Below are 12,207 nucleotides of genomic sequence, written 5' to 3'. Positions count from 1 at the left end.
CGTGGCAACTGAAAGAAGCTTTGTCTCAGCCGTAAGCCTATGGCATAGCGGGACCATTCTCGAAATTCAATGGATGGCCGATGTGACCAAGGCGGGCTTAACCAGGGCAGGCGTGACGAAAGCGGGCGTGGACGAAGCCAGAGTGGCGATGCGGGAGATCTTCCCCGAAACGCCGCTGCAGATGAACGAGCACCTCAGCCGCCGCTACGGCGCCGAAATCTGGCTGAAGCGCGAAGACCTGTCTCCGGTCCGCTCCTACAAGATCCGCGGCGCCTTCAATTTCCTGCGCAAGGCGATTGCCTCAGGCGCGAAGGGCAAGACATTCGTCTGCGCCTCGGCCGGCAATCACGCGCAGGGGTTCGCCTTTGTCTGCCGCCATTTCGAAGTGCCGGGCGTGGTCTTCATGCCGGTGACGACGCCGCAGCAGAAGATCGACAAGACCCGCATGTTCGGCGGCCCTTTCATCACCATCCGGTTGATCGGCGACATTTTCGACCAGTGCTATGCGGCGGCCCGCGCCCATGTGGAAGAGATCGGCGGCGTCATGGTGCCGCCTTTCGATGACGCCGACATCATCGAAGGCCAGGCGACCGTTGCGGCCGAACTGCTCGAACAATTGCCCGACGACGTAACCCCCGATCTGGTCATCCTGCCGGTCGGCGGCGGCGGGCTTTCGTCGGGCACGACCGGTTACCTGAGAGATATCGTCGCGCGGGACGATTTTCTGTTCACCGAGCCGGAAGGCGCCCCGAGCCTCAAAAAGAGCCTCGAAGCCGGCGAACCGATCACGCTCGCCAAGCTCGACAATTTCGTCGACGGTGCCGCGGTGGCGCGGATCGGCGACCTGAATTTCGAGGCCCTGAAGGGTTTTTCGCCGGATCAGGTTCTGCTGGTGCCGGAAAACGCCATCTGCGTGACGATCACCGAAATGCTCAACGTCGAGGGTGTCGTGCTGGAGCCGGCCGGCGCCCTGTCGATCACCGCGCTCGAGATGCTGGGGCGGGAAAAGCTCGCGGGCAAGACGGTGGTCTGCGTCGTCTCGGGCGGCAATTTCGATTTCGAGCGGCTGCCAGACGTCAAGGAACGCGCCATGCGTTACTCCGGCGTCAAGAAATATTTCGTGCTTCGGCTCGCGCAGCGCCCCGGCGCGCTGCGCGATTTCCTCAACCTTCTGGGACCGGAAGACGATATCGCCCGGTTCGAGTATCTCAAGAAATCAGCGCGCAATTTCGGCTCGATCCTGATCGGTATCGAAACCGCAAGGCCGGAGAATTTCGCCAGCCTGCTCGAACGGTTTGATGCGGCCGGCATGGGCTATCAGGACATTACCGAGAACGAAATCCTGGCGAACCTCGTCATCTGAACACGGTCTGCAGCCAGGCCACGGTCCGTTCAGCAAGCGGTCCGGTGGTCGCCGGGGAGACGATGTCGCCGGCAATCACGTGATTGCCGGGATCGCCGGTCCGGCCGACATCGAAAAGCTCATGAGGTCCGCCCCAGCGGCCGGCGACCTCGCGCACCTTGTCGGGCCGGATGACCTGATCGAGCGAGGAATAGAGGAAGAGGGCCGGCGTCGTGATCCGCTCCACCGGGCTCTCGACCGAGAGTTTCACGAGCGCTGCCATCGGGAGCAGCGCTTTTGTCGGATAGCGGGTCGTCCAGTGGGCGGCGTGGCGGTCGTTATAGGGCGTGAAGCCGCGGTTTTCCCCAAGCAGCAGTTTTGAAAGCTGCGGCGCGACCGGCGTCGTCAGCAGAAATGCGGCAAAGCTGTTGATGCCGTAGTTCGGCGATACGAACACGGCCGCCGAGATGCGCGATGCGATCTTCGGATCGGCAAGTGCGAGCGTCGCGAGCGAGGCGCCGGTCGAGGTGCCGATGACGATGACGCGATTGCCGAGCGCTTCGCCGATCGCGAGACTTTCGGAAAGATCCGCGAGCCAGTCTTCAAGGCTTGGCTCCCCCATGGCGTCGCCGCTGCGGCCGTGGCCGGCGAGGCGGGTGAAATAGAGATTGGCACCGAACGCTGCCGCGACACGGTCGGGCAGGGGGCGTATCTCCTCGGCCGAGGCCGAGAAGCCGTGCAGGTAGACGATCGCGAAGGCCGTCTTCGCCTTCGTCGCCGGATCGGCCCAGACCACCCGTTTGGCAGCACCCAGGCGAATGTCGGCGAAGTGGCTTTCGCTCGCGCTAAGATACACGTCGATATCGGCGCCGAAGCGGGCTTTGTCGAAAGCCGGAAAACCGTCAGCGGGCATGCGCGGGCCGGACATCAGCATCACTCCGAAGGAGGCGATCAGGATCGCGCAGAAATAAATGATCGTCCGCCATGACAACAATCTCCTCCGCATCCGGCGCTCCCTCCGAACCAGGGGAGATGATAGGCGGGCTTCGTGACGGCGGGAAGTCTATTTGCCGCAGATCTGCGGTCGGGAGGGTAGGGCACAGAAGCCGCGGCGCTCCACCTCGGGCCGTGTCTTCTCGATCACGTTGGTCCGAGGCCCGGAAAGCCTGAAGGCACCAGATCCCACGCATCCCGGTCGTCTATGCCGGAAGACCCGGCGTCGCCAGCCTCGAACGGGCCGATCAGCACGACATCCGATCCTGCTGCCTGTATCCGGTTGTAGAAACGCTCCGGCCAGCCCCAGAGTAGGAAGGCAAGATTGGCGGGAACCGGGACCAGGGTATTGCGGCAGGCTTCCGGCACATGGCCGCTCCAGCCGAGCGCCAGGTAGTTGAGGAGGCAGGATTTGGCCGTGCGGTTGGAATAGCCGGGAAGGCCAGGGACAAGCGCCACCGCTTTTTCGGTCGGCTCGTTTCCGCCATAAACGCCGAACGCCGCTGTCCGCGCGGCAGGGTCGGTCATGAGAAGCGTGGCCAGGGCTTCGCCTTCCTCCGTGCGGCGGCTCTTGAAGTTGATCAGGAAACGGCCGTCCGGCAGGGCGGCAAAAACCTCCGGCAAGGTCGGCATCAGGCCTTTGCCCTGGCCTCGGAACGGAAAGGTCCGGCCGCCATCGGCGGTGTAGCCGTAGCCGATGTCGAGTGTCTTCAAAACCGGCATCGGCGTCTGTTCCGTGACGCCCTTGGCCTCGGTGCGGCAATCGAGCGTCCAGTCGTGGAAAACGGCGAACTGCTTGTCCGGCGTCAGATGCACGTCGAGTTCGACCACGTCGGCGCCGGCATCGAAGGCGGCCTTCATGCCTGCCACGGTATTTTCCAGATAGGCATGCGTCGGCGGCAATATCAAGCTCGCCGTGCAGCTGTCGTTCTTGATATCGGTGGCATCGAAAAGCTGGTGCTGCCCGCGATGGGCAATGATCCTGAGCGGAGTTCCCGGGAAGCGGGAGAACAAGGAGGTATTGCCGATCCAAAGCGCGGCGATGACGGCGAGGAGGAATGCTGCGGCGATCTTCCATTTCATGCGGTCAGGCTCCTGAATCGTGCGGGTGATATGAGACGTTGGATTGTGACTTTTCCTTGGGTATCCTGCTTCCGGCTCGCGCAGGAATATGCTAGGCAGCCGACATGGCTTCGTTTCTGTCCAATATTTTCTCGATGTTCTCCGGCGGCGGCAAATCGGCCGAGGCACCTGCTGCTTCCGCCAAGCCGGTCGAGCATGGCGGCTGCATCATCCATCCGGCGCCGATCCGCGAAGGCTCGCAGTTTCGGCTGGCCGGACGTATCGAGAAGGACGTAGACGGCGAGACCCTGGTGCGCAGTTTCGTCCGCGCCGACGTCTTCACCTCCATGGACGACGCAGTCGAATATACCGTCCGCAAGGCTCAGCAGATCATCGATCAAAATGGTCCCTCGCTGTTTTCCGATGGGGAGAAGTCGCGCTCCGCGTGACGTGCGTTCCGCATTGTGATCGCAAAAATTGTGAGTCACACTCAAAATTAAAGCATTAGCGATAGCTTGAAGCATCTGTTCCGATGTCTTTTCTGCGGTCGACTTTTAATGCGATCTCGCTGGTCATATTTTATGCTTTTTATCGGCTCCGGGCTTTCCGGCGGCCTTATTCCAGCTTTTGCCTTCGCGGATGATCTTCCTTCGGGCGCCTCGCGGCTGGACATGACCTGGGTTCTCGTCGCCGCCGGGCTGGTGATGATGATGCAGGTCGGCTTCCTTCTTCTCGAAGCCGGCATGGTGCGCTCGAAGAATTCGATCAACGTAGCCCAGAAAAACCTTCTCGATTTCGTCTTCGGCGTCGTCGCCTTCGCCGCGGTCGGCTTCATGATCGCCTTCAGCCGTTCGAACGGCTTCCTGTTCGGAGCACAGAGCGAGTTCTATTTCCTGCGCGATCTCGACAGCTGGCAATCGGCGTTTTTCGTCTTCCAGGTGATGTTCTGCGGCACCGCCGCGACGATCGTGTCGGGCGCCGTCGCCGAGCGCATGAAGCTGGCGGCCTATGTGTTCGGCTCGCTGTTCATGTCGGGTCTGATCTATCCGGTGTTCGTGCACTGGGCCTGGGGCTCGGCGCTGTTCCCGAACGCATCCGCCTTCCTGTCCCAGACCGGTTTCGTCGATTTCGCCGGCTCCACGGTCGTTCATTCGACCGGGGGCTGGGTGGCGCTGGCGGCCTGCATGATTATCGGCCCGCGCATCGGCAAGTTCGATGCCGACGGCACGCCGGTCAGGATCGCCGGCCATAGCCCTGTTCTCTCGACCACCGGCGCGCTGCTGCTCTTCATCGGTTGGATCGGCTTCAACGGCGGTTCGACGCTCGGCGTTACCGACCAAGTGGCGCCGATCATCATGAATACGGTGCTGGCCGGCGGCATGGGCACCTGTGTCGGTTATGTCATCGGCTTCTACCAGGACGGGGTCATCCTCCCGGAAAAATCGAATTCCGGCATGCTCGGCGGGCTCGTCGCGGTCACCGCCGGCTGCCATATCCTCGATCCGGCAAGCGCACTGATGGTCGGGGCGATCGGCGGCGCGGTGGCGATCTTCGGCAACGCCTTCATCGAAAGAACGCTCAAGATCGACGACGCCGTCGGCGCGATCGGCGTGCATGCCTTTGCCGGCGTCACCGGAACCCTGCTTCTGGCGCTTCTCGCGCCGGTCGATCAGCTTCCGGCTGGCGGCAGGCTGGCGCAGCTGCATGTGCAGCTGGTCGGCGTCGGCGTCAATTTCTACTGGTCCTTCGGTCTCGGCTACGCCTTTTTCTGGGTGGTCGACCGGCTGATGCACATCCGCGTTTTGGCGAAGGACGAAGAGGAAGGGCTGAACCTTGCCGAACACGCGACCCGCCTCGGCGTCGGCCACGTGGAGGATGCGCTGACCGATCTTCTCGGCGGCAAGGCCGACCTGCGCAAGCGCCTTCCCATGGTCAAGGGCGACGAGGCGGAAAAGCTGACCGGCCTCTTCAACCGGCTTATGGACAATGTCGAGCAGGAGGAGCGCAGCCGCGGAGAGCTGATCGAGCTCCGGCGCGACAACGAGGAATCAGAGCGCGTCGCAGCGCTGGCGAACGCCACGTTCGAGGCGATCCTGATCCACCGGGGCGGGGTCATCGTCGACGGCAATGAACAGCTCGGCAAGATGATCGGCCTGCCGCTCGTCGAGATCATCGGCCGTTCCGCATTCGATTTCCTGCATGACGGCGAGACGATCCGCGTCGTCGACATGATGCAACTCAATGACGACAACAGCCACGAGATCCGCGTCAGGCTTGCGAACGGCGAGGAGATTCCCGTCGAGGCGCGCGGTCGCGACATCCTCTACCGCGGCGAGAAGGCCCGTATCGGCTGCCTCGTCGACCTCAGGGAGCGCAAGCTGGCGGAGAGCCGCATGCGCTACCTCGCCCTCCACGATCCGCTGACCGGACTGCCGAACCGCGTGCTGTTTTCCGAGCGGCTGACCGAACTGGTGGACGCGGCTGGAAACGGCAAGGGATGCGGCGTGCTGATGGTCGATCTCGACCGCTTCAAGGACATCAACGACATCCATGGCCACCAGGCGGGCGACGCGGTGATCCGAGAAACCGCCGTCCGGCTTGCGGCCGAAGCCGGTCCGGACAACATTGTCGCCCGGCTCGGTGGAGACGAGTTCGCCGTCGTCATCGCCCATACGTCCGATACCGACGAACTGGAGAAATTCGGCGATCGGCTGCTCGCCGCGATGGCCTACCCGATCGATATCGGCCACGGCGAGCAGGTCAATGTCAGCGTCAGCATCGGCGTTGCGCTCTGCCCCGAAAACGCGGGGGACATGGACGCGCTGATCGGCTGCGCCGACGTTGCGCTCTATCATGCCAAGAATGCCGGCCGGAACGCCTGTCGCATGTTCAAGCAGGGTATGAACGAACTGATCGAAAAGCGCCGGGCGCTGGAAGGCGATCTGGAAATCGCCCTGCAGCGGGGCGAGTTCGAACTCTACCTGCAGCCGCGCGTCGAGGCCGAAAGCGGCCTCATTATCGGCCACGAGGCGCTGCTGCGCTGGTTCCATCCGAAGCGCGGCATGATCAGCCCGGGCGATTTCATTCCGGTCGCCGAAGCCTCCGGCAAGATCATCCGGCTCGGCGCCTGGGTGCTTGCCGAGGCCTGCAGAATACTCGACGACCTCAACGGCCATATCAGCGTCAACGTCAGCCCGCTGCAGTTTCGTCACGCGGATTTCGTCGCCGATCTTGCCGACCTGCTGAAGCGCACCGGCGCCGATCCGCACCGGATCGAGCTCGAGATCACCGAAAGCGTGCTGATCGAGGACGACAAGCGCGCCGTGCAGATCCTCAACGATCTGAAGCGCATGGGCTTCCACATCGCGCTCGACGATTTCGGCACGGGATATTCGTCCCTAAGCTATCTGAGCCGCTATCCGTTCGACACGATCAAGATCGACCGCAGCTTCGTCAACAACCTGAACCTGGTCGACAATGCGCAGATCATCGTCCGCACGATCATCGACCTCGGCACCGGCCTTGGCATGAAGATCGTCGCGGAAGGCGTAGAGACGACCGAGCAGGCGCTGTTCCTCGCGCATGCAGGCTGCGACGAGCTGCAGGGTTATCTTCTCGGCAAGCCCCGTAAAGTCAGCGAGATCGCGCGCGAAATCGATCCGGCGATCGCCACTCAGCTCCGCAACGTGCCAAAGAAGTTGCCGGAGATCCAGGATTACCCCACGTTCGAAGGGGAAACCCACCAGCCGTTGTTGCATAGTCATGCATAATGGCCATACTCCGCACGGGTTGAAGCACGTAAAACGATAGCCGTTACAGCGGTATAGCACCTGCAGGGGGTGAAAGCGGATCGAAATGCAGGTGTTCAATCTCGCCCTCTTTCTTCTCGAAGCGGTGTTCTATTTCGCGGTCATGACCGCCTTCCTGCATTTCCGCCGCCATCTCGGCCTTGGCATATTTCTTGCGGCACTCGGCGTCATGCATTTCATGGAGACCTATCTTGCGGCGGTCTTCTACATCGAACTTCCGTTCGGCACCGTTTCACCAGGCTCGTCGGTGTTTTTTGCCGGGAAGCTGATGATGATCCTGCTCCTTTACCTGAAAGAGGATGCGGCAGTCGTCCGCCAGCCGATCTACGGGCTTTTTCTCGGCAATCTCCTGACCGTCGGCATCGCTCAGATTCTCCAGGCGCATGAGGTCGTGGCACTGCCGGGCGGCCGCGCCGCAGACATGGTGTTCCTGAGCGAGATGGGCTGGCTGATGGTGTGGGGCACGGCGCTGCTCTATGTCGACGCGATCGGCATCATCCTGCTCTACGAACGGCTGGGGCGGGTGCTGCGCGGCAATGTGGTGCTGCGTTTCGCGATCAGCGGCGCAGCCATCCTGACCTTCGACCAGATCGGCTTTTATTCGGCGCTGAACATCCTCTTCGGTGCGCCGCCTTCGGTCTTCTTCGGTGGGTGGTATGCCAAGCTGCTGTCCGTGGTGCTCTATTCGCTGCTGTTTGCCGTCTATCTCAAGATCGAGCAGATTCCGCGGCTCGCCAGATCGACGCGCGAGATTACCGATATCTTCAACGACCTGACGTTTCGCGAGCGCTATCAGGCTCTGCTTGCCAAGAGTGGTGTCGACGGGCTGACCGGCCTTTTCGACCGCGGGCGCCTGGAGGCAGACGTTCCAAAGCTCATTCACCGCTGCCTCGATCGCGGAACAGGGCTCAGCCTTATCATTGTCGACGCGGATCATTTCAAGCAGGTCAACGACCTCTTCGGCCATCTGAAGGGTGACGAGGTGCTGAAGGAAATTGCGCTATGTCTGCAGGCGGGCTCGCGCCCGAGCGACCATCTTTCCCGTTTCGGCGGCGAGGAGTTCGTGCTGATCCTGCCCGATACCGATCACGACGGCGCCCTGACGATCGCAGAACGTCTGCGCATTGCGATCTGCCGATCGGTCATACGTCCTGACGGCCAATGCGTGACTGTCTCGATCGGCGTGGCCACGGCTCCGGAAGACGGACACGCGCTCGATGCGATACTCGGGCGCGCCGACGAGCGGCTCTACCGCGCAAAAAATGACGGCCGGGACAATGTCCACGGCCGTCTTGGCAGGCTGGTCCCGTCGGCCGCAGGGACGGCTTAAGCGGCGAGAGCGAGCTGCCGATTGCGCTGCTGGGCGCTGGCGATCGCCTTTTCAGCAGCTTCGGGGCCGAAGGCGAGGCCTTCGACATAGGTGACTTCCACATCGGTCATACCCAGGAAGCCGAGGATGGTCGTGAGGTACGGGACGGCATGGTTCATGCCGGTGGCCGGGCCTTCGGAATAGACGCCGCCGGAGGCGAGCACGATATAGATCTTCTTACCCTTGGCGAGGCCTTCCGGGCCTTCAGCCGTATAGCGGAACGTCTGGCCAGCGCGGGCAATGTTGTCGATCCAGCTCTTCAGCGTCGAATAAATGTTGAAGTTGATGAGGCCGGTGGCGATGACCACGGTATCGGCAGCCATCAGTTCGGCGACCAGCTTGTCGGAATAGTCGGCGGCGGCAGCTTCTGCCGGGGTGCGGTCAGCCGCAGGCTTGCGGATGGCGGACGTTGTAACGCTGTCGAGATGCGGGATCGGATTGGCACCGAGATCGCGATGGACGACCGACGTACCATTGTCGCGGGCGCTCAGTTCGTTGGCAAGGTCATGGGCGACCTTGCTGGAGAGCGAGTCGTCGCCGCGCGGGCTGGAAGTGACGAGGAGGATCGAGGACATGCTTCTTTTCCTTATCTGGAGATCTTATCTGCGGTCTTGGGCCTGCAGAAGGATTGGGGAGCGGGTGGATCCGCCGTGTTCGAGAGAATAGATAGGCGTGGACGCCCATCGATAAAACTGAGATAATATCGAAGCTATCTATCGAAAATCTGGATGACGACCATGGATGCCAATCCCACACTCGATCAGTTGCAGGTGTTTCTGGCGGTTGCCGAAACGGGCAGCTTTTCCGCAGCTTCGCGGGTGCTGAACCGGGCGCAATCGGTGGTCAGCTATACGATCGGCAATCTTGAAGCCCAGCTGGAAGTGACGCTTTTCGAGCGCAGCGGCGCCCGCCAGCCCAAGTTGACCGAAGCGGGCAAGGCGCTGCTGACGGACGCCCGGCGCATTGTCGCCGACCTCCAGGTGATGCGCGCCCGGGCCAAGAGCATCAAGCAGGGGCTGGAGGCAGAACTGTCGGTGGCGCTGAGCGTGATGGTTCCGTCGGATGCCGTCGTGACGGAGCTGCGCGAGTTCCGGGAGAGGTTCCCGAGCGTGGCGCTCAATCTCAATATCGGCGAGCTCGGCATGGTCATGGAGATGGTCATTTCCGGGAAGGCCGATATCGGTATCGGCGGATCGATCCTTCGGCAGGAGGATTCGGTGGTGATGGAGAAGATCGGCTACTCCTTCATGATCCCGGTCGCCGCTGCCGAACATCCGCTTGCAAAACTCGGTCGGCCCCTGACGCTCGCGGACGTGCGCGAGGAAGTCCAGATGGTCGTCACGGATACGTCCGGCCTGACCAAGGGCCGAGATTTCAATGTCCTGTCCTACAAGACATGGCGCGTCAGCGACATCGCCACAAAACACCAGTTGATCAAAGGTGGTCTTGGCTGGGGCGGCCTGCCGGCTTCGGTCGCCGGAAGGGACATCATGGACGGAACTCTCGTAGCGCTCGATCTCGAAGCCTACGAGCAGAGCCAATACCCTCTCTATGCCATGCGCAAGGCAGCAAACCCGCTGGGACCTGCGGGCCGGTGGCTGGTCGAGGCCATGGAGCGCCGCCTTTCGAGCTGCCCGAGCCATGACGACTTCAAGCAGATGCTCGGTATCGAACCTCGGGAAGGGATACCTCAAGCCGCCGAATAGCCGAAGCGGTTCCGGCGGGGCGTGGGGTTCAGAGCCACTCGATGCGCTTGAGGATCCACAGCGTGCTGGCGGAAATAACGATGACCAGCGCAACGATGAGCAGGAAAGCCCAGGTCTCGCCGACGCCGGGAATGCCGCCGACATTCATGCCGAAGAGGCCGGCGACGACGCTCGGAGGCAGGAGAAGGGCCGCCAGCGCGGCAAGCCGGTTGGAATTGCGCGCGATCCGCTCGCCGATGACCGTGGAAAGGTCGTCATGAAGGATGCCGGTGCGGTCGCGGATCGCGTCGAGATATTCGATGAACCGCATCAGTTTGTCGATGACCTCGCGGAAGCGGAGCTTGTCCCGCTCTCTGAGCCATGGCGCGTCGTCGTGCTCGATCCTGCTGAGCGCGTCGCGTTGCGGCGCGAGATAGCGGCGTAGCTGCACGGCGCGGCGACGCAGCAGCTTGAGCCTCTGGCGGACCTCGCTCGCTTCTCCCTTGAAAATCAGCTCGTCGAGTTCGTCGACCTCTTCGTCCATGTCGTCGAGCACCGGCTCCAGATCGCGGACGAGCTTGTCGCTGACGAGCGCCAGCAGTTCTCCCGCCTGCCGGGGACCCTTGCCGTTGTCGAGCGCCCGCCGGATGTCACGTAGTGCCGTGATATAGTGGCCGCTGTCGCGCAATGTCACCAGCCGGTGTTCGTCCACCCAGATATGCAGGGGGACGAGGTCGATCTCGTCGGAGTTCTTTTCTGCTTCTTCCGGCGGAGCGGCGCAGACACCGCGCAGGATGATCAGCAGCCCGTCGTCCAGGGGCTCGACGCGCGGGCGGGAATCCTCTGCAAGAAGCGCCTCCGCCACCAGCGGATCGAAGCCGCCATTGGTGTTTATCCATTCTGCCGTTGCCGGATGATCGCGCTCGAAATGCAGCCAGACGAGGCCGTCTCCCGGCTTCCAACTGCAGGCCTCGGCCATGTTCATCGTCCTGCAGCCGCCGTGCCCGTCGAGGACAAGGGCGAAGCGCAGGCCGGGCTCGTCTCCGTAGCTTACCGCGGTCTTTGCCTTTTCGAGCATCCGTGCGCGTCCTCCCCGCCGATTTCGGATCGATTCTACCAGCAAACACCATGCCCGCGAAGGGTAAGCATTCCCTCAACAACGGCGGAACGACCGGAGCGCGCCGGCTGCGAGTTGACGATATTTGGACCTCTGCTATAACGGCGCCGCGGTCTGCAGTTCACCGAGGCGTTGCCGTCCCGAAAGGGAAGCTAAACCTGCATAGACGAAGATGATCAGCACTTATCCCGTGCTAGAGTCGACAAGCCGGCGACCAGCGACACCCTGATTTTGAGGGAATGGCGCGTTTAAGGATAAGACATGCCGAGATCCATCTTTCCCATGGAGATCGCCGACCTGTCGGCTTTCGCCAAATCCCTTCGCAGCGAAATCCTCAGGTTCGATCACAAGCCGAGCCATCTGGAGATGCTCAATCTCCTGACGCGCGCAGCGGGTTTTCGCAATTACCAGCATTTTCGGGCTGCTGCCAAAACGGCCGACGTCGTCGCTGAATGGCGCCCGGTGCTGGACGACATGCCGGCCCCCGATGAGGCGCGGGTGCTCAAGACAGCGCGCCATTTCGATGAGGAGGGCAGGCTGGTGCGCTGGCCCGGCAAGCGCGGGCTGCAGGAGCTCTGCCTGTGGTTCCTGTGGTCGAAGATACCGGCGGACCGGGAGTTCACCGAACGTCAGATCAGCGAACTCTTGAACACGCTGCACCTGTTCGGCGACGCCGCGATGTTGCGCCGCGACCTCTTCGATTTCGGTCTCGTCCAGCGCACCCGCGACGGCCGGGAATACCGGCGCATCGAGCAGAAGCCGCCGGCTGAATTGAAGCTGCTGCTGTCGCGGATCGATCTCGCCAGGGCAGCGGCGGCATAACCGTCGGT

At 62.3% G+C, this 12,207-nt stretch carries 10 protein-coding genes; 6 read left to right on the top strand and 4 right to left on the bottom strand.

Annotated features, from left to right (window positions below):
• Window positions 1-148 precede the first annotated feature (148 nt).
• On the top strand, window positions 149-1,363 hold the full coding sequence (gene ilvA / locus C5J24_RS16590) for a threonine ammonia-lyase (protein ID WP_371674539.1): 1,215 nt from the start codon (window positions 149-151) through the stop codon (window positions 1,361-1,363).
• On the opposite strand, the gene C5J24_RS16585 is transcribed toward ilvA, so the two are convergent.
• The gene (locus tag C5J24_RS16585; protein WP_105419382.1) at window positions 1,356-2,348 is read right to left on the bottom strand and encodes a carboxylesterase; all 993 of its coding nucleotides are present in this window, start codon (window positions 2,346-2,348) and stop codon (window positions 1,356-1,358) included. The genes ilvA and C5J24_RS16585 overlap by 8 nt on opposite strands.
• 134 nt (window positions 2,349-2,482) lie before the next feature.
• Window positions 2,483-3,418 carry a glycerophosphodiester phosphodiesterase family protein gene (locus tag C5J24_RS16580; protein ID WP_105419380.1) on the bottom strand — a complete coding sequence of 312 codons (936 nt, stop codon included), beginning with the start codon at window positions 3,416-3,418 and terminating at the stop codon, window positions 2,483-2,485.
• A 104-nt stretch (window positions 3,419-3,522) separates the two neighbouring features.
• Here C5J24_RS16580 and C5J24_RS16575 point away from each other — a divergent pair, with 104 nt between their 5' ends.
• The 3 genes from C5J24_RS16575 (at window position 3,523) to C5J24_RS16565 (ending at window position 8,536) form a co-directional block, all read left to right on the top strand.
• Window positions 3,523-3,846, top strand: a complete 324-nt coding sequence (locus C5J24_RS16575) for an HlyU family transcriptional regulator (protein WP_105401121.1) — start codon at window positions 3,523-3,525, stop codon at window positions 3,844-3,846.
• Window positions 3,847-3,978: 132 nt separating this feature from the next.
• Window positions 3,979-7,167, top strand: a complete 3,189-nt coding sequence (gene amt / locus C5J24_RS16570; protein WP_105419378.1) for an ammonium transporter — start codon at window positions 3,979-3,981, stop codon at window positions 7,165-7,167.
• Window positions 7,168-7,252: 85 nt separating this feature from the next.
• Window positions 7,253-8,536, top strand: coding sequence for a diguanylate cyclase (locus C5J24_RS16565; RefSeq protein ID WP_105419376.1), 1,284 nt, complete (start codon window positions 7,253-7,255; stop codon window positions 8,534-8,536).
• Here the strand turns inward: C5J24_RS16565 and C5J24_RS16560 are convergent.
• Complete coding sequence (locus C5J24_RS16560) at window positions 8,533-9,150, bottom strand: FMN-dependent NADH-azoreductase (RefSeq protein ID WP_105419374.1); 618 nt, start codon at window positions 9,148-9,150, stop codon at window positions 8,533-8,535. The genes C5J24_RS16565 and C5J24_RS16560 overlap by 4 nt on opposite strands.
• A 162-nt stretch (window positions 9,151-9,312) precedes the next feature.
• On the opposite strand from C5J24_RS16560, the gene C5J24_RS16555 reads away from it, so the two are divergent.
• Window positions 9,313-10,281, top strand: coding sequence for a LysR family transcriptional regulator (locus C5J24_RS16555; protein ID WP_105419651.1), 969 nt, complete (start codon window positions 9,313-9,315; stop codon window positions 10,279-10,281).
• A gap of 28 nt (window positions 10,282-10,309) precedes the next feature.
• On the opposite strand, the gene C5J24_RS16550 is transcribed toward C5J24_RS16555, so the two are convergent.
• Window positions 10,310-11,338 carry a CorA family divalent cation transporter gene (locus C5J24_RS16550; protein ID WP_105419373.1) on the bottom strand — a complete coding sequence of 343 codons (1,029 nt, stop codon included), beginning with the start codon at window positions 11,336-11,338 and terminating at the stop codon, window positions 10,310-10,312.
• A 300-nt stretch (window positions 11,339-11,638) separates the two neighbouring features.
• Between C5J24_RS16550 and C5J24_RS16545 the strand changes: the two genes are divergently transcribed.
• Window positions 11,639-12,199: a DUF2087 domain-containing protein gene (locus C5J24_RS16545; protein WP_105419371.1), complete on the top strand. Its 561-nt coding sequence runs from the start codon at window positions 11,639-11,641 to the stop codon at window positions 12,197-12,199.
• Window positions 12,200-12,207: the final 8 nt, after the last annotated feature.

The sequence above is a fragment of the Neorhizobium sp. T25_27 genome (genome assembly GCF_002968565.1).
GTDB lineage: Bacteria > Pseudomonadota > Alphaproteobacteria > Rhizobiales > Rhizobiaceae > Neorhizobium > Neorhizobium tomejilense.
Note: the sequence above shows the minus strand (reverse complement) of the source record. Positions and strands in the feature narration are given on the sequence as shown.